General features: G+C 63.2%; 19 protein-coding genes. 14 read left to right on the top strand and 5 right to left on the bottom strand.

Annotated features, from left to right (window positions below):
- The first annotated feature begins 113 nt into the window (after window positions 1–113).
- Together RBA41_RS15340 and rplQ are read left to right on the top strand one after the other, a co-directional pair.
- Window positions 114–1,091: a DNA-directed RNA polymerase subunit alpha gene (locus RBA41_RS15340; RefSeq protein WP_054265842.1), complete on the top strand. Its 978-nt coding sequence runs from the start codon at window positions 114–116 to the stop codon at window positions 1,089–1,091.
- A gap of 111 nt (window positions 1,092–1,202) precedes the next feature.
- Window positions 1,203–1,598, top strand: a complete 396-nt coding sequence (gene rplQ / locus RBA41_RS15335) for a 50S ribosomal protein L17 (RefSeq protein WP_099873839.1) — start codon at window positions 1,203–1,205, stop codon at window positions 1,596–1,598.
- A 172-nt stretch (window positions 1,599–1,770) separates the two neighbouring features.
- Here rplQ and RBA41_RS15330 read toward each other — a convergent pair whose 3' ends face one another.
- Window positions 1,771–1,965, bottom strand: a complete 195-nt coding sequence (locus RBA41_RS15330) for a hypothetical protein (protein ID WP_306624936.1) — start codon at window positions 1,963–1,965, stop codon at window positions 1,771–1,773.
- 621 nt (window positions 1,966–2,586) lie between these two features.
- Here RBA41_RS15330 and dsbD point away from each other — a divergent pair.
- Complete coding sequence (gene dsbD, locus RBA41_RS15325; RefSeq protein WP_306624934.1) at window positions 2,587–4,452, top strand: protein-disulfide reductase DsbD; 1,866 nt, start codon at window positions 2,587–2,589, stop codon at window positions 4,450–4,452.
- A gap of 800 nt (window positions 4,453–5,252) precedes the next feature.
- A complete protein-coding gene (locus RBA41_RS15320; RefSeq protein ID WP_306624932.1) occupies window positions 5,253–7,475 on the top strand; it encodes a bifunctional SulP family inorganic anion transporter/carbonic anhydrase in 2,223 nt (740 codons plus the stop codon).
- A gap of 75 nt (window positions 7,476–7,550) precedes the next feature.
- On the opposite strand, the gene RBA41_RS15315 is transcribed toward RBA41_RS15320, so the two are convergent.
- Both RBA41_RS15315 and RBA41_RS15310 read right to left on the bottom strand, forming a co-directional pair.
- Window positions 7,551–8,210 (bottom strand): hypothetical protein, encoded by a 660-nt coding sequence (locus RBA41_RS15315; RefSeq protein WP_306624930.1) that lies wholly within the window; start codon window positions 8,208–8,210, stop codon window positions 7,551–7,553.
- Window positions 8,211–8,455: 245 nt separating this feature from the next.
- Window positions 8,456–8,941 (bottom strand): Spy/CpxP family protein refolding chaperone, encoded by a 486-nt coding sequence (locus RBA41_RS15310; protein ID WP_306624928.1) that lies wholly within the window; start codon window positions 8,939–8,941, stop codon window positions 8,456–8,458.
- Window positions 8,942–9,115: 174 nt separating this feature from the next.
- On the opposite strand from RBA41_RS15310, the gene RBA41_RS15305 reads away from it, so the two are divergent.
- The 6 genes from RBA41_RS15305 (at window position 9,116) to RBA41_RS15280 (ending at window position 18,613) form a co-directional block, all read left to right on the top strand.
- A complete protein-coding gene (locus tag RBA41_RS15305) occupies window positions 9,116–9,844 on the top strand; it encodes a response regulator (RefSeq protein ID WP_099873846.1) in 729 nt (242 codons plus the stop codon).
- Complete coding sequence (locus RBA41_RS15300) at window positions 9,841–11,205, top strand: ATP-binding protein (RefSeq protein WP_306624926.1); 1,365 nt, start codon at window positions 9,841–9,843, stop codon at window positions 11,203–11,205. Before RBA41_RS15305 ends, RBA41_RS15300 begins: the two co-directional genes overlap by 4 nt.
- An 80-nt stretch (window positions 11,206–11,285) precedes the next feature.
- A complete protein-coding gene (locus RBA41_RS15295; RefSeq protein ID WP_306624925.1) occupies window positions 11,286–12,458 on the top strand; it encodes an efflux RND transporter periplasmic adaptor subunit in 1,173 nt (390 codons plus the stop codon).
- The gene (locus RBA41_RS15290) at window positions 12,455–15,547 is read left to right on the top strand and encodes an efflux RND transporter permease subunit (protein ID WP_306624924.1); all 3,093 of its coding nucleotides are present in this window, start codon (window positions 12,455–12,457) and stop codon (window positions 15,545–15,547) included. Before RBA41_RS15295 ends, RBA41_RS15290 begins: the two co-directional genes overlap by 4 nt.
- Before the next feature lie 95 nt (window positions 15,548–15,642).
- Window positions 15,643–17,538, top strand: coding sequence for an FAD/NAD(P)-binding protein (locus tag RBA41_RS15285; RefSeq protein ID WP_306624923.1), 1,896 nt, complete (start codon window positions 15,643–15,645; stop codon window positions 17,536–17,538).
- 175 nt (window positions 17,539–17,713) lie between these two features.
- Window positions 17,714–18,613 (top strand): hypothetical protein, encoded by a 900-nt coding sequence (locus RBA41_RS15280; RefSeq protein WP_306624922.1) that lies wholly within the window; start codon window positions 17,714–17,716, stop codon window positions 18,611–18,613.
- 77 nt (window positions 18,614–18,690) lie between these two features.
- Here RBA41_RS15280 and hemB read toward each other — a convergent pair whose 3' ends face one another.
- On the bottom strand, window positions 18,691–19,701 hold the full coding sequence (hemB, locus tag RBA41_RS15275; RefSeq protein WP_306624921.1) for a porphobilinogen synthase: 1,011 nt from the start codon (window positions 19,699–19,701) through the stop codon (window positions 18,691–18,693).
- 42 nt (window positions 19,702–19,743) lie between these two features.
- Complete coding sequence (gene yihA, locus RBA41_RS15270; RefSeq protein ID WP_099873853.1) at window positions 19,744–20,460, bottom strand: ribosome biogenesis GTP-binding protein YihA/YsxC; 717 nt, start codon at window positions 20,458–20,460, stop codon at window positions 19,744–19,746.
- Window positions 20,461–20,659: 199 nt separating this feature from the next.
- Here yihA and RBA41_RS15265 point away from each other — a divergent pair, with 199 nt between their 5' ends.
- From RBA41_RS15265 to msrP, 4 genes are all read left to right on the top strand, one after another.
- Complete coding sequence (locus RBA41_RS15265) at window positions 20,660–21,337, top strand: c-type cytochrome (RefSeq protein WP_306624920.1); 678 nt, start codon at window positions 20,660–20,662, stop codon at window positions 21,335–21,337.
- 132 nt (window positions 21,338–21,469) lie between these two features.
- The gene (locus RBA41_RS15260) at window positions 21,470–23,572 is read left to right on the top strand and encodes a cytochrome c biogenesis protein ResB (RefSeq protein WP_306624918.1); all 2,103 of its coding nucleotides are present in this window, start codon (window positions 21,470–21,472) and stop codon (window positions 23,570–23,572) included.
- 36 nt (window positions 23,573–23,608) lie between these two features.
- Window positions 23,609–24,787 carry a c-type cytochrome biogenesis protein CcsB gene (gene ccsB, locus RBA41_RS15255; protein WP_306624917.1) on the top strand — a complete coding sequence of 393 codons (1,179 nt, stop codon included), beginning with the start codon at window positions 23,609–23,611 and terminating at the stop codon, window positions 24,785–24,787.
- A 99-nt stretch (window positions 24,788–24,886) separates the two neighbouring features.
- Window positions 24,887–25,867, top strand: a complete 981-nt coding sequence (msrP, locus tag RBA41_RS15250; RefSeq protein WP_306624916.1) for a protein-methionine-sulfoxide reductase catalytic subunit MsrP — start codon at window positions 24,887–24,889, stop codon at window positions 25,865–25,867.
- The last annotated feature ends 4 nt before the right edge of the window (window positions 25,868–25,871 follow it).

Here is a 25,871-nt window from a genome sequence, read left to right as displayed (position 1 = left end):
CTTTTGGGCCGCGCAATGACCCGATTCCCCGCCCGCTCCCTGGAGTGGGCGTTTTCACTAATGCCATCAGCCTTATCGGTGTAATGAGCCGAGGGTATTGAAAAGGACATTTCATGCAAAACAGTCTGTTGAAGCCACGTATTATCGATGTAGAAGCCCTCGGTGCCGGTCACGCCAAAGTCGTGATGGAGCCGTTCGAGCGTGGCTATGGCCATACATTGGGTAATGCGTTGCGCCGCGTACTGCTGTCGTCGATGGTCGGCTACGCGCCAACCGAAGTGACGATCGCTGGCGTTGTCCATGAGTATTCGTCGCTGGACGGCGTGCAAGAAGACGTGGTCGACCTGTTGCTGAACCTGAAGGGCGTTGTGTTCAAAGTGCACAACCGCGATTCCGTCACGCTGACCCTGAAAAAGGAAGGCGAAGGCGCGATCCTGGCTTCCGACATCGACCTGCCGCATGACGTCGAGCTGATCAATCCAGACCACGTGATTGCCCACCTGACCGCTGGCGGCAAGCTGGACATGCAGATTAAGGTCGAAAAAGGCCGTGGCTATGTGCCGGGTAACGTGCGCCGCCTGTCGGAAGACACCAACAAGACGATCGGCCGCATCATTCTGGACGCCTCGTTCTCGCCGGTGCGCCGCGTGTCGTACTTCGTTGAATCGGCCCGCGTCGAACAGCGTACCGACCTCGACAAGCTGGTGATCAACATCGAAACCAACGGCGTCATCACGCCGGAAGAAGCGATCCGTCAATCGGCGCGCGTGCTGGTCGATCAACTGAACGTGTTCGCGGCGCTGGAAGGCACCGAAGCGGCTGCCGAAGCGCCTTCGCGCGCACCGCTGGTCGATCCGATCCTGCTGCGTCCGGTCGACGACCTGGAACTGACCGTGCGTTCGGCCAACTGCCTGAAAGCAGAAAACATTTACTACATCGGCGACCTGATCCAGCGTTCGGAAAACGAACTGCTCAAGACGCCGAACCTGGGCCGCAAGTCCCTGAACGAAATCAAGGAAGTGCTGGCGTCGCGCGGCTTGACCTTGGGCATGAAGCTCGAAAACTGGCCACCAGCCGGCCTCGAGAAGTAATTTGCAGCACTGTCCGGGACAGGTGTTCCGGGCATTTATCACTCCATACAAACCGGCCCGCGCTGAAAGGCGATCGAAGAGCTGGATTTAAACAACTCGAAAGGAATTACCATGCGTCACCGTCACGGCCTTCGCAAGCTGAATCGTACTTCGTCCCACCGTCTGGCAATGCTGCGCAACATGACCGTTTCCCTGCTGCGTCATGAAGCCATCAAAACCACCGTGCCAAAAGCCAAGGAACTGCGCCGCGTAGTCGAGCCGATCCTGACGATGGGCAAGACCGACACGCTGGCAAACAAGCGTCTGGCATTCGCCCGCCTGCGCGACCGCGAAATGGTGTTGAAGCTGTTCGCCGAACTCGGCCCACGTTACGCAAACCGCAATGGCGGCTACCTGCGTATCCTGAAAATGGGTTTCCGCGTTGGCGACAATGCACCAATGGCTTACGTTGAACTGATGGACCGTCCAGAAGTCACCGAAGTTGAAGACGCACCAACCGCTGAGTAATCGGCGCGGTACGTAAAAAAAGCCAGGCTCAGCCTGGCTTTTTTACGTTTGGGGCAGCCTGATTGCTGCTCGATGAAATCGCGGGCTGGTTCTTGTCCAGTCTGAACCTTGGCTGTGACGCGCTGCTGTGACGGGCGACGCTGGGGCTCCGGCTCCGTGTGGATGAGAGCAGTCACGAAAATACCTCGTCATGATGACATATTGCATCGGCCAGCGAATCAAACCAGGTACATCGCTCGCGTGGTGGAGTCTCGATGAAAAGCTCGGCAAACTGCATCGCGAAGTCATTTGTTGAGTTCGTCGTTAGGGGCAATCGGATAAAGTCTGCACTTTGCACCGCAAATTTGCCGTTTTCTAAATCGTTCACGCAAGAATATCGAACTGCCGACAAGGCGTACCAGTCGCAAATGTGATAGGAGGCATAAAAAGTTTAGTTATTATGCCATGGGATTATCCGGTGGCGTGCGGAGGCCCGCGCGCGCTTTTCCACTTGCGGTACCACGTCCGGTACGCCATCGAATTCATATCGATTGTAAGCGCTCGCCGGTGGTTAGCGGGTGAATGAATTGAAGCGATGTCCTGACTCCTCCGCTCACATCCATTATTCCGCTACCCGCGCGTAATCGAGAGTTTCCGCCGCGTACGCTGAAGCGTAGTTTTACTGTGCCAGGCTAGGAGTTATTTTCGTGCTGCAATCGGTGACCCCGCTAGCGTGCGAAACCAGAATTGGGGGAAGGGCGTCCGGACCCCGGCTTGGCGCTCAAATGTGCCGATGGCTGTTGGTCGACATTGAGGTGCCCGCCCCAGCTCGCTGACTCCGACGCCGTGCGTCGTAATGTAAGTGTTAAACGCGCCCGCTTCCAATACGTCAAACGCGCCTACACGCCGGCCGGCCCTCCGGTCATCCGTTGGCCGTCGTATGACCCTGCCGCAGACGAGACCTCTTCCCCCGGTGTACTATTCTGCTTCGCGTCCCGCTAAGGAAGTCATGTTTGCCTTTTCGTTGAAAGCGCCGGCTCACGCCCTCGCGCTGCTCCTGCTTGCCCTCTCGTTCCTGTTCGCCAGCCCGGCGCGCGCGGAGGAGGATTACCTGGCCCCCGAGGTGGCCTTCAAGTTCTCGGCCCGCATGGTCGATCCGCAAACCATCGCCGTCACCTACCAGATCGCCGACGGCTACTACATGTACCGCGAGCGCTTCAAATTCACCGCCGCCAACGCCACCCTCGGCACCCCGGTCATCCCGCCCGGCAAGGTCAAGTTCGACGAAACCTTCCAGAAGGAGGTCGAAACCCACCGCAAGACCATCACCATCACGATTCCGGTCCAGTCGTCCGGCATGTTTACGCTGACGGCCACCTCGCAGGGCTGCGCCGACGCCGGCCTGTGCTATGCGCCGCAGGATGCCGAGGCGCGCCTGGTGGGCGCTGCCGGCTCGTCGCCAGCGCCCGGCATGTCCAAGCCACCGATGTCCATTCCGGCCGCATCCATTCCCGCCGCCCAACCGAAGCAGGACCCCGGCAACGCCGACTTCACGTCCAAGGCGTCCACGCCCGCAGCGCAAGCCCCGGCCGCGGTCCAGCCCCCGGCCGCAACGCCCGCCACCGGCGACGGCGCCGCACTGCTCGGCGGCGGCAAGCTGTGGCTGATCATCCCCACCTTCATCGCCCTCGGCCTCGGCCTGTCCTTCACCCCCTGCGTGCTGCCGATGGTGCCCATCCTGGCATCGATCATCGTGGGCGAGGGCGCTGGCACCACGCGCGCGCGCGGCTTCATCCTGGCGCTAGCCTACTCGCTGGGCATGGCGCTGGTCTACACCGCTCTCGGCGTGGCCGCCGGCCTGATGGGCGAAGGCCTGGCCGCCGAGCTGCAAAAGCCGTGGATCCTGATCGGCGTCGGCATCATGATCGTGGCCCTGTCGCTGTCCATGTTCGGCGTGTATGAGCTGCAAGTGCCATCCTTCCTGCAAAACCGCCTGGTCGACGCCTCCGGACGCCAGTCGGCCGGCAAGCTGGTCGGCGTGTTCGTCATGGGCGCCATTTCCGCCCTGATCGTCGGTCCCTGCGTGGCCGCGCCGCTGGCCGGCGCGCTGACCTTCATCTTCCAGTCGCGCGACGGCGTCATCGGCGGCGTCGCGCTGTTTTCGCTGGCCATGGGCATGAGCATCCCGCTGCTGCTGGTCGGCCTGTCGGCCGGTTCCCTGTTGCCGCGTACCGGCGCCTGGATGAACCACGTCAAACGCTTTTTTGGCGTCACCATGCTGGGCATGGCCCTGTGGCTGACCTCGCCCGTATTGCCTCCGCTGCTGCAGATGCTGCTCTGGAGCGCGCTGCTGCTCGGCTACGGCGTCTACATGCTGCGTCACGTCCGCCATTGGGCCGGACTCGCGCTGGGCGTCGTTTGCGCCATCCTGGGGGCGATCCAGCTCGTCGGCGCGGCTACGGGCGGGCGCGATCCGCTCGCGCCGCTGGCCCATCTGGGCGTCGGCGGCCAGCAGCATGGGCTGGCCTTCACCCGCATCAAAACAGTGGCCCAGCTCGACGCCGCGCTGGCGCAAAACGCCGGCAAGACCGCCATGCTCGATTTTTATGCCGACTGGTGCGTGTCCTGCAAGGAAATGGAAAAGCTGACGTTTGTGGATGCGCGCGTCAAGCAGCAACTGGCCGGCACGCTATTGCTGCAGGTCGACGTGACGGCCAACGATGCCGACGACAAGGCCATGCTCAAGCGCTTCGGCCTGTTCGGGCCGCCAGGGATCATCTTGTTCGACAAGGGCGGCCAGGAAATTGCCGGCAGCCGCGTCATCGGCTATCAGAACGCGGACAAGTTCACGGTCTCGCTGAACAAGCTGAACTAATGTGGTGAGTCAGGGGGCGGGCGGGGGCCTACGGCGCCGCTGCCGGCGTCCGTCGAGCGGGGGCTGCCTCGCATGCCTGCCAAGTCCCTTCCTTGCCCCATGGCTGGCCATGGGGCCTTCTCGCGCCCTTGTGCGCTCTTGCCACCCATCGCCATGCACTTTGCCCTATCAGCTTGAATAGGCGTCAGGCCGCCGCTGGTGGCCCACGCGCATGTCACAATGAACCGCAATGCACTGTCACGCCGGGCCGCAAGCGCTGCTTGCGATGGCCGGGAATAAGCAGCCGCGTTTACGTCGTCGGCTGCGTCCCGAAGAAACGGGGGCGCATGCCTTCAGGTGGCAACCCACCGGCTTCGAGCCATCGTCAAGCGCACTCGCCAGTCTCCAACCCCGGCGCTGCCCGGATGACAGCCATATAACGCGTTTCCATACGCCTGCCGAGATTTGCGCCACCCGTCATGGGTAAATACGCATCCATAAGAATTATATATATCCGTTATCACGGGTTTTTATGCCGGAATTATTAACCATGCGCTCGCGGATAATATATTCAGATCGCATAAAAATGGGTTTCGTGAAACGGTTCTTTCAATATAGCTATAGTTTATTGTGCATCCCCCGACTTCAATGAACGTGTTATATTTCGCCGATTGAAAAATTCTCGCCCAACCGATAGGACGCAATATGTTCGCGCATGGGTTTTATTTGTAGGAATGTATTAATTTTCCTTGTGGCATGGCAACTGGTGCCGGCAAGCCGGCGCGCGTCCGCTTGATAACCGTTCGTAATCACGCAATCACATGAATATTCAAAATCTCAAACACGATCTGCCGGCGAGTATTGTCGTCTTTCTGGTTGCCTTGCCTTTATGCCTGGGCGTCGCCCTGGCTTCCGGCGCGCCACTGATTTCCGGGATTATCGCCGGCATTATCGGCGGCATCGTCGTCGGAATAATCAGCAAATCGCAGACCAGCGTCAGCGGCCCGGCCGCCGGCCTGGCTGCGGTGATATTGGCGTCGATTACCAAGCTGGGATCGTTCGAGCTCCTGCTCACGTCGATTCTTATCGCGGGTTGTCTGCAATTGGCGATGGGTGTTTTCCGTGCGGGCTTTATCGCGAACTATATACCCTCCAATGTAATCAAAGGCCTGCTCGCGGCTATCGGCATTCTCCTGATACTCAAGCAGATTCCGCATGCGGTCGGCTATGATAAACAGAGCGATGACGGTTTCTCGTTTATCCAGCCGAACGGAGAAAATACGTTCTCGGATATTATCCGCGCCTTCGATGTGCTCACTCCGGGCGCCGTCGTCATTGCCGTGCTGTCGGTGCTGGTCCTGTATTGCTGGGATAAAACGCCGCTGAAGAATCTCAAGTTGCTGCCCGCCTCGCTGTTCGTGGTCGTGATGGGCGTATTACTCAATCTGGTGTTCACGAGTTCCATGCCCTGGCTGGCGATCGGCAATGACCATCTGGTGCACCTGCCGCCTATCGACACCAGCAACCTGGGCACTTATCTGCACCTGCCCACCCTCGGCCATTTCACCAACGGCGATGTGTGGGTGGTCGGCATTACCATTGCGATCGTCGCTTCCCTGGAAACGCTGCTCAATATCGAAGCGGTCGACAAACTCGATCCCCATAAACGCGAAACCCCGCCGAATCGCGAACTGCTCGCACAAGGCGTGGGCAATATTTGCGCAGGGTTGTTCGGCGCCCTCCCGGTGACGTCGGTCATCGTGCGCAGCTCGGTCAATATCCAGACCGGCAACAAGACCAAGGCATCCGCCATCCTGCATGGCCTGTTCATGCTCGCCAGCGTCCTGGTTTTAAGTCCGGTACTCAATCTGATTCCCCTGTCGGCACTGGCGGCGATCCTCATCATGACCGGATACAAGCTGGCAAAAGTGTCGCTGTTCCGTGACATGTACCAGAAAGGCTGGTCGCAATTCCTGCCGTTTGCCATCACCGTGGTCGCTATCGTGTTCACCGACCTGCTGATGGGCGTGCTGATCGGCCTTGCGACCAGTATGTTTTATCTGGCGCGCAGCAATTTCCGCAATCCCTACTCGCTTGAGCAGTACCGTCTGCACATCGGCGAAGTCATCAAAATGGTCTTGCCGAACCAGGTGTCGTTCCTGAACAAGGCCACCATCAAAACCGCGCTGTGGGAGACGCCCAACGGCTCCAAGGTGCTGATCGACGCAAGCAATGCGGACTTCATCGACCACGATGTACTGGAAACCATCCAGGACTTCCGCGATGTGGTGGCGGCCGAACGTAACGTTCAGCTGAACGTGATCGGCCTGCGCGAGAAGTACAGCCTGAGCGATCCGATCCAGTTCGTCACCGTGCTGGATAAGGAAACCCAGAAAAGGCTGCGTCCTGAAGAAGTGCTGCAACTGCTGCGCGATGGGAATCAGCGGTTTTTCGAGGGACGCTGCACCGAAAAGTACTATCACCATCAGGTTGGCGCCACGGCGGCCAGCCAGCACCCCATGGCCGTGGTGGTCAACTGCATCGATTCGCGCACATCCCCGGAAGTGATTTTCGACGCCGGCCTGGGCGATCTGCTGACGATTCGCATTGCCGGCAACATCATCAGCCGCGAGATTATCGGCAGCCTGGAAATCGCGTCCAAGCTCGGCGCCAAACTGATTATCGTGAAAGGGCACTCCAACTGCGGCGCGATCGGCCTTGCGATGAAGGGCGAACAGGCTTACAGCATCGGCGCGATCACCGGCAAAATCGAGCTGGCCATCCGGCAGTGCCAATGTTCGGCGCACGATATCGCCGCTGGCGAGAAGGCGGTGCTCGAAAAGGTCGCGCTTCAGAACGTCGAAAATTCGCTCGCCGAAATCGTCAACAGCAGCGAATACCTGCGTGGATGCCTGCAGCGGGGCGAGATCGGCCTGGTCGGCGCCTACCACGACATCGCCGTGGGCAAAGTGCAGTTCGGCGAACTCGTTACGGACGAGAAGATCGCTCGTTTCCGGCAATTGCATACGCCCGCCGCGGCCTGAGCCGTCGAGCGCGTACTCAGGTCATCGCGACGCCCGGGTCGGGAAACGCATGCGGCCGCTGCGGGCCGCAGGAACTTAATTGTCCGGGAGGGTGAAGTCGTCGTGCACGGGCTTGCCGCCCAGGAGCTCGTCGAGGCGGCCGCGCAGGCTGCGCGCCATTTCGCTGCCCTTGGCCTTGAGCACCGCTTCCAGGTACTGCAGGCGCAGCGCGCGGAAGTCGTCGACGTTATTGCACTTTTCCACCTTGAGCTGCAGCATGATGCCGCGCAGCCCGATCGTGCTCTTGATGGTCTGGTTGTAGAAGTCGTACAGATGGCGAAAGCGCGTGGCGTCATCGAGCTGGCTCTCGGCCAGCGCCTGCGCGGACGGCGCCTCTGCGCTGGCGACTGCGGGCAACGGCGCTGCGCCGTCGTCGTGCAGGTCGTCATGGTGGGCGCCCTCGGCCCCGGCCGCGCGCCGCGCCACCTGGCGCGCACGCGCCGATGCCGGCAACTTGGGCGCTGCCGCTGCCGCCGGCTCTTCACCGCTGGCGAGGAAAATGTAGCCTTCTTGCAGTAATTCCTTGACGCTGTCCGCGGTCACGCCCACGCCGGCGAAATTGCGCAGCAAGTCCTCGAGCGAATGGCGTCCGTCGATCATCACCAGGATCGTACGCAGGCGCGACGACAGTTGATTTTTGCGCGTGGAAATTTCCTCTCGACCCTTGTCGGTCTTGTCGTACACCATTGTGCTCATGCTGCCCCCGGAATATGGTTTGATACCGCAGCCGGAAAACGGTTTGGAATTGCCGCGCGGATAGATTTTCCTGAGGATACACCACGTTACACTTTGCAGGAATGCCCGCACGGCTTTATTTGGTGCAGCGCGCAACAAGTGAGGTGTAAGTACAACGTTGCAGCGGATGAAACCCCTCCGCGCGAGGCCGGCGCGGAGGGCGCCGGCCTCGTTGCGCGCAGGGAATGGCCGGAATAAAACGCCGATCAGGCCTGGCGTTTGTGTTTGCCGTGATGGCCGCGCCGCATGCTTTGTTCGTCAAAAACTTTCTTTTGCTCCGCCGTTAGTGTCGAATAGAAAGTGTTCAGCGCGGCCAGCCGGGTTTCCATGGCCGCTACATGCTGCTTGGCCATCTCCAGCTGCTTTTCCATGCGCTCCGGCGCCGTCAGGCTGGCCCACTGGCCGCGTTCGCCGCGGGCAGGGCGCTGGCCCGGTTTGCTGGCGGCGGTGAAGGCGGCCCAGGCCGGTTCCTGAGCCGCAGTGAGCTTGAGCTGGTCGTGCAGGCGCGCCTGGCGCGCGGCCATGTGCGCGGCCCGGTTGCCATGGTCGCCGTGGTGGCCGCGGTGGCCTTCCACGCTGGCCGCTTTCGGGTTGACGTTCTCCTGTGCGTGTACGGCAACGGCGGCGCCGCCCATGCCCAGCACGGCAAGACTGATCACGAGGTTTTTGCGGACGGTATTGAGTACGTTCATGGCGTTTCCTTTTGGATGAATGGTGCGGGGTGCAACTGCATCATGTTCCCTGCATGTTTCCAAGCCGTGTCCGCTGCCAAAGAGTTTGTATCAATATGTATCGGCGCCATGGCAATATACATGACGATACAAAACCGCTATCCGGGGCCACGCTAAGTGGCGATAATTGCGGACATGGATACTCCTTCTACCATTCTCATCGTTGACGACGACCGCGACATCCGTTCCCTGCTGGCCGATTACCTCGAATCGAACGGCTACCGCGCCCTGGCCGCGGCCGACGGCACGGCCATGTGGAAGACGCTCGACGAAGCGCGTCCCGACCTGATCGTGCTCGACCTGAACCTGCCCGGCGACGACGGCCTGACCCTGTGCCGCAAGCTGCGCGCCACGTCGACCCTGCCGGTCATCATGCTCACCGCCCGCAACGAGCCGCTCGACCGCATCCTGGGCCTGGAAATGGGCGCCGACGATTACCTGCCCAAGCCGTTCGAGCCGCGCGAGCTGCTGGCGCGCATCCGCAGCGTGCTGCGCCGCAGCCACGCCATGCCGTCCAACGCGCCGTCCGACAATGCCCAGCAGATGCGCTTTGCCGGCTGGACCCTGGACCTGACCGCGCGCCACCTGCTCAATCCCGAGGGCATCGTCATCATGCTCTCCGGCGCCGAATTCCGCCTGCTGCGCGTGTTCCTCGAGCATCCCAACCGCGTGCTCAACCGCGACCAGCTGCTCAACCTGACCCAGGGCCGCGACGCCGATCCCTTCGACCGCTCGATCGACATCCAGATCAGCCGCCTGCGCCAGAAGCTCGGCGAAGATGCGCGCCTGCCGCAGATCATCAAGACAGTGCGCAACGGCGGCTACGTGCTGGCCGGCCAGGTGACGGTGGAGCCCGGCACGTGAAGGCCTTCTTCGGTTCGATGACCGGGCGCGTGTTCCTCACGCTGCTGCTCGGCGTCGTCATCACGGCCGTGCTGACCCAGCTGCTGGCCGAAAACGAACGCCAGCGCGTGATCGAAGCCTTCCGCGACCAGCACGCCATGGACCGCGCCGAACAACTGATCACCGCCACCGAAACCGTGCCCGCCTCGGCCCGCCTGGCCTATTTGTCTGCGGCCAACCGCCCCGGCATCCAGCTGGTCGTCATCAGTGACGAGCTGCCGGTCAAGCCGGCCCCATCGCCGTTCACGGCGGCGCTGGGGGTGCGCATGGGGCCGCAGTACAAGCTGGCCACCATCGCGGCCCGGCCCGCCGCCTGCGACGTGCCGCGCATCCAGAACAGCATGTTCGGGCCGACCGAGTCGCGATGGCAGGGCGTGTGCGAGAGCATCAACGTGCGCTTGCGCGATGGCGAACTGCTGCGCCTGCTGGTGCTGCCGCCGCCGCCCTCGCTCATCGCGCACGAAACCGATTACCGCATGATCATCGGTATGTTCCTGGTCAGCATCGCCTTCCTCGCCTACCTGGTTGCGCGCATGACCACGCGTCCGCTCAAGCAGCTGGCGCAGGCCGCCAAGGACCTGGGTAACGACATCAACCACCCGCCCTTGCAGCTGTCGGGCGCGAGCGAGATCCGCCAGGCCAGCGCGGCGTTCAACGCCATGCAGGCGCGCATCCGCCAGTACATTTTCCAGCGCACCCAGATGCTGGCGGCCATCACCCACGACCTGCAAACACCCTTGACCCGGATGCGCCTGCGCCTCGAAAAAGTCGGCGACGGCGAGCTGCGCGACCGCCTCGTGGGCGATTTGTCGGCCATGCAGGAAATGGTGCGCGAAGGGCTCGACCTGGCGCGCAGCACCGACACCACCGAAGCGATGCAGGCGCTCGACCTGGATTCGCTGCTCGACAGCGTGACCTGCGACGCCACCGACGCCGGCCAGCAGGTGGCGGTGCACGGCCACGCCGGCATGGCCCTGCTGGGGCGTCCGATGGCGCTGCGGCGCTGCCTGGTCAACCTGATCGACAACGCCGTCAAGTACGGCCAGCGCGCCTTCGTCACGGTGGAGGCGGGCGCCGGCGCGGCGCGCATCCGCGTGCGCGACAATGGCCCCGGCATCGCCCCGGGCGAACTGGCGCGCGTGTTCGAGCCGTTCTACCGCGTCGAAACGTCGCGTTCGCGCGAATCCGGCGGCACCGGGCTGGGCCTGACGATCGCCCGCAATATCGCCGAGCAGCACGGCGGCAGCATCGCGCTGGTCAACCATCCGGAGGGCGGCCTGGAGGTCACCCTGGTCCTGCCGGAGTACTACGCCGGCAAATAGCCCTGCCCGCCGGCACCGTCATCGCTTACCATTGAACTGAACCGATCATAAGCCGCCCGCAGTGGCGAGCAGGGATACGCATGAAAAAGAAGAGCATCGTCATCATCGTCGGCCTCGCCGTCCTCGCCGGCGCCGGCGCGTGGTATCTGGGCAGGGGAGAGCAGCAGGCCGCGACCCCTGCCGCGGGCGGGAAGAACGGCAAGGGCGGCGCCCAGCCGCCGGCCATCGTCAACGTGGTGGCGCCGCAGCGCCAGGACGTGCCGGTGGTGCTGCAGGCCAATGCCAGCGTGACCCCGGTCAGCACGGTCGACCTGCATCCGCAAACGACCAGCACGATCCGCAAGGTGCATATCAAGGAAGGCCAGTTCGTCAAGGCCGGCGAGTTGATGTTCTCGCTCGACGACCGCAGCGAGCGCGCCAATATCGACAAGGCGCGCGCCCAGATGGCGCGCGACGCCGCCACCTTCGCCGACCTGGAGCGCCAGTACAAGCGCAGCGAGGAATTGTTCGCGCAAAAATTCATCGCCCGGAGCGCCGTCGACACCCTCAAGAGCCAGATGGACTCGGCGCGCGCGCTGGTCGGCGCCGGCCAGGCCGCGCTCCAGGCCGAGCGGGTCAACGCCAGCTACAGCGCCATCCGCGCGCCGATGGCGGGCCGGGTCGGGGCCATCAATGTGTTCCCGGGCAGCCTGGTGCAGTTGTCGACGTCGCTGACCACCATCACCCAGCTCGACCCCATCAACATCGCCTTCAGCGTGCCGGAAGCGGCGCTGGGCGAACTGCTGGCCGCGCAAAAGAGCGGCGCGGTCACGGTCGAGGCGCTCGGCATGGCCGGCGGCAAGGCGGCCACCGGCAAGCTCAGCTTCATCGACAATACGGTCGATCCGCTGGCCGGCTCGATCAAGGTCAAGGCCCTGTTCGACAACAAGGCCACCAGCCTGTGGCCGGGCCAGTACGTCACCGCGCGCGTGACGGTGCAGACCATCAGGAACGCGGTGGTGATCCCGCAGGCGGCCATCATCAGCAACAGCCGCGGCACCTTCGTGTACGTGGTCGATGCCGATCAAAGCGCGAAACAGGTGCCGGTCGCGCGCGTGCACGCCTTCGGCGTGAACGCGGCCGTCTCGGGCTTGAACGGCGATGAAAAAGTCATCACCGAGGGCAAGCAGAACCTGCGGCCGGGAGGCAAGGTCAAGCTGGCCGAGGCCGCCAATCCGGCACGCGCCGCCAAGAGCGCGGTGGCGGCACAATGAATCTGTCCGAACTGTGTATCCGGCGCCCCGTCATGGTGGTGCTGCTGTCGCTGAGCATGATCCTGGTGGGCGTGCTGTCGTACATGGCCATTCCGGTGGCCGCGCTGCCCAGCTATAACACCCCGGTCATCAACGTCCAGGCCAACCTGTCCGGCGCCAGCCCGGAAACCATGGCCTCGTCGGTCGCGCTGCCGCTCGAAAAACAGTTTTCGACCATCGCCGGCATCAACCTCATCACCTCCACCAGCACCCAGGGCCAGACTTCGCTGACCCTGGAATTCGACCCCAGCATCGATGTCAACGTGGCCGCCATCGACGTCCAGGCCGCGCTGCTCGGCGCCCAGCGCCAGTTGCCGCAGGAGATGACGGAACTGCCGTCCTACCGCAAGGTCAACCCGGCCGACGCGCCGGTGCTGTTCATGGCCATGACCTCGCCCTCGATGAACCTGTCGGAACTGAACGACTACGCCGAAAACCTGGTCGCCCCCAGCCTGTCGACCCTGCCCGGCGTGGCCCAGGTGACGGTCAACGGCCAGAAGCGCTTCGCGGTGCGGGTGCGCGCCAAGGCCGACCTGATGAACGCGCGCAACCTGTCGATGGACGAGCTGGCGCTGGCGCTGCGCGCCGCCAACTCGAATGCGCCGCTCGGCGTGCTCGACGGCCCGAGCCAGACCATGACCATCCAGGGCAATGCCCAGCTGATGAACGCGGCCGCGTTTTCCGACCTGATCGTGGCCACCCGCAACGGCGAACCGGTGCGCCTGAAAGACGTGGCCTCGGTCGAGGACAGCTACCAGTCGGTGAAAGCGGCTGGCAGCTACAACGGCGAGCGCTCGATCGTGCTGCTGGTGCAGCGCCAGCCCAACGCCAACACGGTGCAGGTGGTCGACGCGGTGCGCCAGCTGCTGCCGCGCTTCCAGGCCCAGTTGCCAAGCTCGATCAAGATCACCCTGGTCAACGACCGTTCGGTGTCGATCCGCGAAGCCATCCACGACGTCAACCTGACCCTGGCCGGCACCGTGGCGCTGGTGGTGCTGGTGATCTTCCTGTTCCTGCACCGTGCCGCCGCCACCTTCATTCCGGCCGTGACCATGCCGATTTCGCTGCTGGGCGCCTTGTCGCTGCTGTACGCCTTCGGCTACAGCCTCGACAACGTGTCCCTGCTCGGCATCACCCTGGCTGTCGGCCTGGTGGTCGACGACGCCATCGTGGTGCTGGAAAACATCGTGCGCCACATCGAAATGGGCAAGAAGCCGGTCGAGGCCGCCCTGGTCGGGTCGCGCGAAATGGGCTTTACCATCGTCTCGATTTCGATTTCGCTGGTGGCCGTGTTCATTCCGATCTTCTTCATGCCGGGTGTGATCGGCCTGCTGTTCCACGAATTCGCGGTGGTGGTCGGGCTGTCGGTGCTGGTGTCGGCGCTGGTGTCATTGACCTTGGTGCCGATGCTGGCCAGCCGCCTGCTGCCGGCCCATTCGGAGCAAGAGGGCGGCGAGAAGAGCTTTATCGGGCGCCACTTCGAGGCCGGCTTCGCGCGCGTGCGCGATGGCTACGCGCGCTCGCTCGACCTGGCGCTGGCGCACCGCTTCATCGTACTGGCGGTCGCCGTCGGCACCTTTGTGCTGACGATCATCCTGTACACCACCATCCCCAAGGGCTTTTTCCCCGAGGAAGACCTGGGCCAGCTGCGCATGACCGTCGAAGCGGCCGAGGATACCTCGACCGAGGCCATGCTGGTCCTGCAGGAAAAAGTGGTGGCCGTGATCCGCGCCGACCCGGGCGTGCAGGATGTGACGTCCTTCACAGGCGGGGGCAACACCGGACGCGGCTTCATCGCCTTGAAGCCGCGCGACCAGCGCGTGAAAATGCCGCAGGTGGTCGAGCGTTTGCGCAAAGCCACGCGCCAGGTGGCCGGCGTGTCGGTGTTCCTGTCGCCGATCCAGAACCTGCAGCTGGGCGGGCGGCCCAGCAAGAGCCGCTACCAGTACACCCTGCAAAGCGTCAGTTCCGACGCGCTGGGCGACTGGGCCAACAAATACCTGGAGCGCATGCGCGCCGATCCGGCCTTTCGCGACGTCACCAGCGATTCGCAGAACCGCGGCCTGCAAGCGACCCTGAAGATCGACCGCGACAAGGCCAACGCCATGGGCGTGCAGATCGCCGACGTGCGCACCGCCCTGTACGCGGCCTTCGGCGAGCGCCAGGTCTCGACCATCTATTCGCCCGCCGCCAGCTACAACGTGATCCTGGAAGCCGAACCGGCCGACCGCCAGTCCGAGGATGCCGTGGGGCGCGTCTCGGTGCGCAGCAAGGGCGGCCAGCTGGTGCAGTTGTCGAGCTTCGCGACGGTCGAGCGCACCGTGGGGCCGACCTCGGTCAACCACCAGGGCCAGCTGCAGGCGATCACCCTGTCGTTCAACCTGGGCGCCGACGTGCCGCTGGGCGTGGCCACCGGCAAGATCGACAGGATGGGCGTGGACATGAAACTGCCGGCCTCGGTCATCACCAAATACGGCGGCGACGCCGCCGTGTTCCAGGATTCGCAGTCGAGCCAGATCATCCTGATCGTGGCCGCGCTGGGTGTCATCTACGTGCTGCTGGGCGTGCTGTACGAGAGCTTCATCCACCCGCTGACCATCCTGGCCGGCCTGCCCTCGGCCGCCGTGGGCGCGCTGCTGACCTTGCGCATCTTCGGGCTGGACCTGACCATGATCGCCATCATCGGCATCCTGATGCTGATCGGGATCGTCAAGAAAAACGCCATCATGATGATCGACTTCGCCCTGCACGCCCAGCGCAACGAAGGCTTGAGCCCGGCCGAGGCGATCCGCGAAGCCTGCATCCTGCGCCTGCGCCCGATCCTGATGACCACCCTGGCCGCGCTGATGGGCGCGCTGCCGATCGCGCTCGGCCTCGGCGCCGGCGCCGAACTGCGCCAGCCGCTCGGACTGGCCGTGGTCGGCGGCCTGCTGTTTTCGCAAGTCATCACGCTCTACATCACCCCCGTGATCTACCTGTTCCTCGACAAGTACAGCGGCAGCGGGCCGATGACCGATGCCCAGCTGGCCACCCTGGAAAAGGCGCATTGATATTTCCCGTCGGGATTTAATTGACTGGAAACAACACGATCTTTCGACCGCCTGCCACTATGGAACCTGCATTTTTTCATTGACAGGCGGTCACCATGAAACCTTACAGCGTCACCCTCATCGGCATGGGCCCGCGCGGCCTGTCCATTCTCGAACGCATCGCCGCGTTTGCGCGCGCGCACAACACGCCGCTGCAAGTCAATCTGATCGAACCGGGCGAGTGCGGGCCCGGGGTGCACTCGCCGAACCAGCCGCAGCACCTCCTGATCAATACCGTGGCCAGCCAGGTCACCATTTTCCCCTTCCGCGAGGCGGTCGAACTGGCCCCGGTCTGCGCCACGCCGTCGCTGACCGAATGGGCGCGCGACCAAGGCTACCGCCGCTTCGGCGAACAGTTCGTGCAGGTGGCGCCGGGGGAAGAGGGCGGCGCCGCCATCACCGAGTCCGACTACCTGCCGCGCCAGCTGCTGGGGCGCTACCTGATCTGGGCCTACGACACCATCCGCGCGGCCCTGCCGCCGAGCGTGACGCTGACCCACCTGCGGCAGCGCGCCATCGACATGTTCCAGATGCCGGACGGCAGCTTCATGGTGGAACTCGACAGCGGCTTTTCGGTCAGCAGCGATTTTGTCTTCATGACCACCGGCCACAGCCGCAATAACCTGACCGACGAGGAAGCCTGGTGCCACAAGTTTGCCCAGGACCACGCGCGCTACAACGGCAAGCTGGCCTTCATCCGCCACGTCTATCCGCTCGACAAGCTGGTCGGCATCGCCAGCGACGCCCGGGTCGCCATCGAAGGGCTGGGCCTGACGGCGCACGATGTGGTCTCGCAGCTGACGGTGGGCCGGGGCGGGCGCTTCGAGCCGGCCGGCAGCGGCCTGCGCTACGTCCGCTCGGGACGCGAGCCGGCGCTGATGCTGTTTTCGCGCAAATGCCTGCCGGCGGCGGCGCGCGGCGTCAACCAGAAAGGCTTGAACGGACGCCACCAGGCGCGCTTTTTCACGCGCGACGCGGTGCGCACCCTGCGCCAGCAAGCCCAGCGCGAGCGCGGCAGCCCCCAGCTCGACTTCGACCGCGAACTGCTGCCGCTGCTGATGCAGGAAATGGGCTGCGCCTGGCGCAGCGCGCTGGGGCGCCCCGTGCCGGAGGGGACGGCGTACGAGCTTGGCGCCGAGGAGCGCGCCGCGCTCGAGGCCATGCTGTTTCCCCTGCAGGGACGCAGTTTTGCCAACGCCGACGATTTTTCGACCTTTTTCACCTGCATGATCGCCGACGACCTGTCGGAAGCGCGGCGCGGCAACCAGGGCAGCCCGATCAAGGCCGCGGCCGACGTGCTGCGCGACGCCCGCACCGTGCTGCAGGACATGATCGAGCATGGCGGCCTGACCGCTTCCTCGCACCGCAAGTTTCTCAGTGTGTATAACCCGGCCATCAACCGCGTCACTTTCGGCCCGCCCAGCCATCGCAACGAGCAATTGCTGGCGCTGATCGAAGCCGGCGTGCTGAGCGTGGCGGCCGGCCCCAACGCGGCCATCCGCATCGACGAAGACCTTTCCCAGTTCGCCCTGCACACGCGCTTCGCCTCCGGCGCGGCGATCCAGCACGTCGATGCGCTGATCGTGGCCCGGCTCGACGTCTTCTCGCCCGAGACCGACGAAAGTGCGCTGATCCGCAACCTGCTCAAGCGCGGCACCATCCGTCCCTTTTACAATGGCACCTTCCACCCGGGCGGGGTCGATATCGACCAGGCCAACCATCCGCTCGACAGCGCGGCGCGCCCGGTCGGCAACCTGTGGGCGCTCGGCTACCTGGCCGAAGGGCCCCATTACTATACCCACGCCCTGCCCAGGCCCCGGATGCACTCGCGCCACGTGCTCGATGCCGAACGCTGCGTGCGCGAACTGTTCGGCCTGCTGGAAGAGCGCGCCAGCGCGCGGCGCCAGGTGCGTCCACGGGTCCTGGTGGCCGCCGAACGCGCCACCACCTGAGGGCTTCCGCTGCCCCGATTGTTGCAGCATTGATACATATAGTAACAACCATCAAGACACTCATCTTGTAAGCTGCACGAGGTGAGCTTGCCAGTGCGCAAAAACCACAAAACGTATAGACTTCGGCACCTGTGCCGCATTTCGTTGACGCCGTCCCTGGAAAGTTGTTTCTATTTTGCGTGACCATTCCCACCATTCGACCGAAAACACCGGCTACTGCGAGCATTGCGGTCAGCCCTTGCCCGGTTACGCGGTGCCCAGTTACGAGATCAAGCGCTTCAATTCGGTCGGGATCGCCGTCACGGTGCTGTTGCACTTGCTGCTGGTGCTGCTGTGGGTGCTCAAGCCCCAGGACGAGAAAAAGGCGCCGCCGCCGCCGTCGGGCGCGGACATGGTGTACGTCATGCCGCTGCCGCAGTCCAAGCCCCAGCCCAGGGAGCGGCCGACAGTCACGCCCAGGCCGACCACCCAGGCCCGGCCCGACAAGCCGACCGTGGCCAAGGTGCGGCGCTTGCCGAACACGATTACCATCCCCAATGAAAAGCCGGCCAGGGAAGTCGACGTTCCCGAGCCGCCCAAGCCGGTGCGTCCGGCCGCGGTGGCGCCCGAGACCGACATGGCGGCCGCCATCGAAGCGCGGCGGCGCGCGCGCGGGCAGACCGAGAGCGAGCCGGCCGAGGAAAGCGCGGCCGAACGCGGCATGCGCGTCGCCAAGGCGAATATCGCGGCCGCCAACGGCCGCAGCCAGGGCGACGACCGCAACGATACGGGCGGCGTGTTCGAGGTGAGGAAAAGCTCGATGAGCGCCACCGTCAAGTTCCGCGGCTGGAACCCGAGCTTCAAGCGGCGCTGGCTGCAGGAAGTCACGGTCGAGCTGGGCAACGAGAAGGATATCGAGACGGCCGTGATCAAGAAGATGATCGAGATTATCCGCAAGGAAAAGACCGGCGATTTCGAGTGGGATTCGCACCGCCTGCAGCGCGTGGTCAAGATGAGCGCGCGGGTGGAGGATACGGCGGAGCTGAGCGACTTCCTGTACAAGGAAATGTTCCCGGAAACGCGGCGCGGGCGCTAAGGCCGCATGAAAAAGGGGCGCCGCGGCGCCCCTTTCCGTGTGCTCCGCCGTCAATCCGGCGCAGTCGAGTGCGATCGCTACGCGCGCGCCTTGAGCAGGCGTGCGATATCGAGCGCGAAATACGTCAGCACGCCATCGGCGCCGGCGCGCTTGAACGCCATCATCGCTTCCATCATCACCTTGTCATGGTCCAGCCAGCCGTTCTGCACGGCCGCCTTGATCATCGCGTACTCGCCGCTGACCTGGTAGGCAAAGGTCGGCACGCGAAACTCTTCCTTCACGCGGCGCACGATGTCCAGGTAGGGCATGCCCGGCTTGACCATGACCATGTCGGCGCCCTCGGCGATGTCGAGCGCCACTTCGCGCAGCGCTTCGTCGCCGTTGGCCGGGTCCATCTGGTAGGTGAACTTGTCGCTCTTGCCGAGCGATGCCGCCGAGCTGACCGCCTCGCGGAACGGGCCGTAGAAGGCCGACGCATACTTGGCCGAATACGCCATGATACGGGTGTGGATGTAACCCTGTTCCTCGAACGCCTGGCGCAGCGCGCCGATGCGCCCGTCCATCATGTCCGACGGCGCGACCACGTCCACCCCGGCCTGCGCGTGGCACAGGGCCTGGCGGATCAGCATGGCGGTGGTTTCGTCGTTGAGCACGTAGCCCTTATCGTCGATCAGGCCATCCTGGCCATGGCTGGTGTACGGGTCGAGCGCGATGTCGGTCAGCACGCCCAGTTCCGGAAAGCGCGCCTTCAGTGCACGCACGGCGCGCGGAATCAGGCCGTCCGGATTGATCGCTTCGATCCCGTCGGCGGTTTTCAGGGATGCATCGATCGACGGAAACAGGGCCAGCACCGGAATGCCGAGGCTGACGCATTCCTCGGCCACCTGCAGCAGCAGGTCGACCGAGAGACGCTCGATGCCCGGCATCGCCGAGATCGGCTGGCGCTGGTTGGCGCCATCGACGATGAAGACCGGATAAATCAGGTCGGACGAGGTGATCGTGTTTTCGCGAACCATGGCGCGTGAAAACGGGTCGCGCCGCATGCGGCGCATGCGCGTGGCGGGGAACTGCACTGGAATGGTGGACATCGTTGTTTTCCGAGTGAACAAAAAATCAGGTAATCAACACACTTAGTCGTCGCTGTCGACCGGGTCGACCAGCGGCGTGTCGGGATCGGTCTCGATCGGCGTCAGGCCCAGCAGGTCGATGATCTTGTCGTTGGCTTCCTCGATGCCGACGCGCTTGAGCGCCGAGAACAGTTGCACCGTGAACGGGAAGCCTTCGCCATCCTCGTCGACATAGCTTTCGAGCATCATGCGCGCCTGGCGCAAGGCATTCGTCGATTCGTTGCGGTTGAGCTTGTCGGCCTTGGTCAGGATGCAGTGGATCGGTTTGCCGGTCGGGGCGAACCATTCGAGCATCTGCACGTCCAGTTCGGTGAACGGACGGCGCGAATCCATGATCAGCACCAGTGCGGCGAGCTGGTCGCGGCGCTGGACGTAGTCGCCCAGCAGCTTTTGCCAGTGCAGCTTGGCCGAACCGGACACTTCGGCATAGCCGTAGCCGGGCAAGTCGACCAGCAGCGCCTCGATTTCCTCGACGATGGTGGCATCCTTGCGGTGTTGCCCGACGTGGGCGCCACCGATCGAAAAATAATTGATGTGCTGGGTGCGGCCCGGCGTTTTGGATGCGAACGCGAGGCCTTTCTGATTTGTCAGAATGTTAATGGCGGTCGACTTCCCTGCGTTGGAACGCCCGGCGAAGGCGATTTCCGGTGCCTGCGTATTGGGCAGATCGCGCAGTTGGTTGACGGTCGTGAAGAAACGGGCTTGCCAGAGTTTGGACATGGGATGGGCAGAAAATGCAACAAGAGGGGCGATAACGCGAGAAAGCTATTGTACAATAAGGGGTTACGAATTGTTGTCACGCAAAAGCCATGGCGAGCACACAAGATCGTTTGCACTACATTAGAACCGAATTTCCGGCGCAGGTTTGGTCCGGAATTTCTCAACAAAACCAATTTTCGACTTGTCTCAGGGTGTTTGAATGAATCGTGCGTTTTTACCGGCCGCCGGAGCGGCGTTTGTGAAATCCTTGCTGGTGGCTACCTTTGCCGTATCGGGCCTCGTGTCCGCTGCCGAGCATGCACCCGCCCCAGCCAAGGCCGACGCCGCCAAAGGCGCGACCCTGTACGACAACGGCGATGCCGCGCGCGGCTTGCCCGCCTGCGTCTCCTGCCACGGTGCGGCCGGCAATTCGACCATCGCCGACAATCCCAAGCTGGCCGGCCAGTTCGACGCTTATACCCACAAGCAACTGATCGATTTCACCACGCCCAAGCGCAAGCAGGCCGTGATGACCATGTACGCCAAGATGCTGTCGGAAGACGAAAAGAAAAACATCGCGGCCTATCTCGCGGTCCAGAAACCAAAACCGGGCGCTGCCAAGAACAAGGACACCATCCTGCTGGGCAAGCAAATCTATCGCGGCGGCATTCCTGCCACCGGCGTGGCCGCCTGCGCCAGCTGCCACGGCGCCAACGGCAACGGCATCCCGGCGCAATTCCCGCGCCTGGCCGGCCAGCACCAGGCCTACACGGTCTTGCAGTTGCAAGCTTTCAAGGAAGGCAAGCGCGAAAACAGCGTCCAGATGACCACCCTGGCGCAGCGCATGTCGACCAAGGAAATGGAAGCCGTCGCCGATTACATCGCCGGCTTGAAATAAGCGGTACCGGCAGCGCGCCGCCAGGCGCGGGCCTGCCAAAGAAATCAGAGGGCGGCGGCGCGCAAGCGGGCTGCCCTTTTTGTTGGTATCCTCGCGGGTTATGTCGTGCCTGCACATAGGGATCTGTAGAGAATGAGCACCACCGGAATTGTTCTGAACACGCGCCGCCCCATCCTGGACGAGGCCGTCGAGCTGGTCTCGTCGATGCGCTTTGCCATCAGCATGCTCACCATCATCGCGATTGCCTCGATGATCGGTACGGTCCTGACGCAAAACCAGCCCATGCCTAATTACGTCAACCAGTTCGGTCCGTTCTGGTTCGATGTGTTCAACAAGCTCGGCCTGTACGCGGTGTATTCGGCCTGGTGGTTCCTGCTGATCCTGGTGTTCCTGATCATCTCGACCTCGCTGTGCATCGTGCGCAACGCGCCGAAAATGATCAAGGACATGCGCAGCTGGCGTGAAAACGTGCGCGAAACGTCGCTGCGCAACTTTCACCACAAGACCGAATGGAGCGCGCCGCTCTCGCGCGCCGAGCTTGCCCGCCAGAGCGCCGCGCGCCTGGCCGACGCCGGCTATGCGACCAAGATCGTGGAAAAGGATAAGGGCACCCTGGTCGCGGCCAGGAAGGGCGCGGCCAACAAGTTCGGCTATATCTTCGCGCACAGCTCGATCATCATCATCCTGGTCGGCGGCATGCTCGATTCGGACATTCCGATCCAGTTCCAGGAATGGTTCCTGGGCAAGAAGCCCTTCGTGGGTGGCGGCCTGATTTCGCAGATTCCCGCCGAGAACCGCCTGAGCCTGAGCAACCCGACTTACCGCGGCAATACCCTCATCCCCGAAGGCCAGTCGAGCGATATCGCCATCATTCCACGTCCGGACGGCTCGCTGCTGCAGCCGCTGCCGTTCACGATCGAGCTCAAGCGCTTCATCATCGATTTTTATTCGACCGGCATGCCCAAGCTGTTCGCCAGCGAAGTCGTGATCCGCGACCACGAAACCGGCAAGACCTTCCCGGCCACGATCAAGGTCAATGAACCGCTGATCTACAAGGGGGTGGCGGTGTACCAGTCGAGCTTCGAAGATGGCGGCACCAAGCTCAAGATGCTGGGCTACCCGATGAGCGGCACCGACACCGCCTCCTTCGCCATGGATGGCGAAGTGAACGCTTCCACGCCGCTGACGCGCGGCGGCGAGCAATACACGGTCGAGTGGAGCGGTTTCCGGCCGTTCAACGTCGAAAACACGGCCGGCAACCAGGATGTGCGCGCGGTGACCAAGGGCCAGAGCCTGAACCAGGAGTTCGCCGCGACGCTGTCGAAGTTTTCGGGTTCGGCCGGCAAGAACGCCAATAACAAGGACTTGAAGAACGTCGGTCCGAGCGTGCAGTACAAGCTGCGCGACAAGACCGGCCAGGCCCGCGAATACCAGAACTACATGCAGCCGGTGACGGTCGATGGCGCCGAAGTGTTCCTGGCGGGCGTGCGCGCCTCGCCCAACGATCCGTTCAGCTACCTGCGCATTCCGTCCGACGAAGCGCACACGGTCAAGGAATGGATGCGCCTGCGCGCCGCCCTGGCCGATCCGGCCCTGCGCGAGCTGGCCGCCGAACGCTATGCGCGCCGTGCCATGCCGGCCGCCAGCAACACCCCGGCGGCCACGCTGGCGCGCCAGCTGCAGGATTCATCCTCGAAGAGCCTGTCCATCTTCGCCGGCGACGGCAAGCAGGGCGGTTACGTGGCGGTGTCGCGCTTCCTGGAAAAAATTCCCGCCGCCGAGCAGGAAAAGGCCGCCGATATCTTCATGAAGATCCTCAACGGCACCCTCTGGGAACTGTGGCAGGCCGCGCGCGACAAGGATGGCCTGCCGCCGATGGCCGGCGACGACACCCATGCGCGCTTCCTGCAACTGGCCACCAACGCCCTGTCCGACAGCTTCTTCTACGGCGCCCCCGTGTATCTGCAGCTCGACGAATTCGTCGAGGTCAAGGCATCGGTGCTGCAGGTGACGCGCTCGCCGGGCAAGGCCGTGGTCTATCTCGGCTGCGTGTTCCTGGTGCTGGGCGTGTTCGCCATGTTCTACATCCGCGAGCGGCGCCTGTGGATCTGGGTGCGCGACGGCGCCGATGGCGGCCCGGCGCACGCGCTGATGGCGATGAGCACGCAGCGCAAGACGCTTGATTTCGAGCACGAATTTAACGATCTGAAAGCCAAGCTGCCGCAGTTGGCGTAAGCTGTACCAACAGTGTCAGCAGTACTGGAGAACAAGATGGAAGCATCCCAAGCAGCACAAGCAGCACAAGCATCGCAAGCGCAGACCTACCGCCAGGCCCCCGGCTATTTCAAGCGTCTCGACCTGTTCGACTGGGCCTTCGCCGCCGTGCTGATGGGCGCGGCCCTGTTCGCGCTGAACCGCTACGGCGCCTATATGGATATCTATGAAAAGGTGATCCTGGTCCTGACCGCGCCCACCTTTGCCGCCCTCGGCTGGCACTGGAAACCGGTACGCTGGCTCATTCCGGTGGTGGCCTTGCTGGCCTTCGCGGCCATCGGCCTGTACGACGGCTCTCTCGAGGCAGCGAACAAGAATTTCTTCCTGAAATACATGCTGTCGAGCCAGTCCGCCATCTTGTGGATGAGCGCGCTGTTCCTGTTTTCCACCGTGTTCTACTGGGTCGGCCTGCTCAGCCGCTCGAACTTCGGTTCCTCGGTCGGCTCCAAGCTGTGCTGGGCCGCCGTGGTACTCGGCTGGACCGGCATGATGGTGCGCTGGTACGAGTCGTACCTGATCGGCGCCGACGTCGGCCATATTCCGGTCTCGAACCTGTATGAAGTGTTCATCCTGTTTTCGATGATCACGGCCATGTTTTATCTGTACTACGAACAACATTACGCCACGCGCCAGCTGGGCGCCTTCGTGATGCTGATCATCGGTGCCGCGGTCGGCTTCCTGCTGTGGTACGCAGGCTCGCGCGATGCCGCCGACATCCAGCCGCTGGTGCCGGCCCTGCAGAGCTGGTGGATGAAAATCCACGTGCCGGCCAACTTCATCGGCTACGGCACCTTTGCGCTGGCGGCCATGGTCGGTTCGGCTTACCTGATCAAGTCGCATGGCTACCTGGAAGACCGCCTGCCGGCGCTGGAAGTGCTCGACGACATCATGTACAAGGCGATCTCGGTCGGTTTCGCCTTCTTCACGGTCGCCACCATCCTGGGCGCCCTGTGGGCGGCCGAAGCCTGGGGCGGCTACTGGTCGTGGGACCCGAAGGAAACCTGGGCCCTGATCGTCTGGCTCAATTACGCGGCCTGGCTGCACATGCGCCTCATGACCGGCCTGCGCGGCCGCGTGGCGGCCTGGTGGGCCCTGATCGGCCTCTTGGTGACGACCTTCGCCTTCCTGGGCGTGAATATGTTCCTGTCCGGCTTGCATTCTTATGGCAAACTTTAATTGCTCAAGTAGGGCGGGCTGAAAACGGCGAGATGGTGTAAGGTTGGACATCCTTGCAGGAACCAAGCTGAAACCATCTGATTTTGCCGAAAGACGCCCATGCTGATCAAACGTAGCCCCAACGGTATCGACCTGCCGTTTTCATCCGACATCACGCCGCAGGCGGTCTACGAATCGCGCCGCCGTTTCATCGCCCGGATGGCGGCCGGCGCCGTCGCCGGCGGCGCCTTGTGGGAAATGGCCAACCGCGAAGCGTTCGCGGCGGCCGCGCCGGCGCAAAAGCTGGTCGGCAAGCTCAATCCGGCCTACGCCGCGCTCGACAAGCAGACCCCGTTCAAGGATGCGTCGACCTACAACAACTTCTACGAATTCGGCCTCGACAAGTCCGATCCGGCCCAGAACGCGCATACGCTCAAGACGCGTCCCTGGACGGTAACGATCGAAGGCGAAGTCAAAAAGCCGATGACGCTCGACCTCGATGCGCTGCTCAAGCTGGCGCCGCTGGAAGAGCGCATCTACCGGCTGCGCTGCGTGGAAGGCTGGTCGATGGTGATTCCGTGGGTCGGCTATTCGCTCTCCGAGCTGATCAAGAAAGTCGAGCCGACCGGCAACGCCAAATACGTCGAATTCGTCACCCTGGCCGACAAGGCGCAGATGCCGGGCGTGAGCAGCCGCGTGCTCAACTGGCCGTACGTGGAGGGCTTGCGCATCGATGAAGCCAATCATCCGCTGACCTTGCTGACCCTGGGCATGTACGGGCAGACCTTGCCGAACCAGAACGGCGCCCCGGTGCGTCTGGTGGTGCCCTGGAAATACGGTTTCAAGTCGGCCAAGTCGATCGTCAAGATCCGCTTCGTCAAGGACCAGCCGCGCACCGCGTGGAATGTATCGGCGCCGTCCGAGTACGGCTTTTATTCCAACGTCAATCCCGAGGTCGACCACCCGCGCTGGTCGCAGGCCAGCGAGCGCCGCATCGGCGAAGACGGCTTCTTCCAGAAAAAACGCAAGACGCTCATGTTTAACGGCTATGGCGACGTGGCGTCCCTGTACAGTGGCCTTGACCTGAAGAAAAATTTCTAAGCAC

This window comes from Massilia scottii (assembly GCF_030846495.1).
Classification (GTDB): domain Bacteria; phylum Pseudomonadota; class Gammaproteobacteria; order Burkholderiales; family Burkholderiaceae_D; genus Telluria_A; species Telluria_A violaceinigra.
This window is presented reverse-complemented; position numbering and strand designations above follow the sequence as displayed.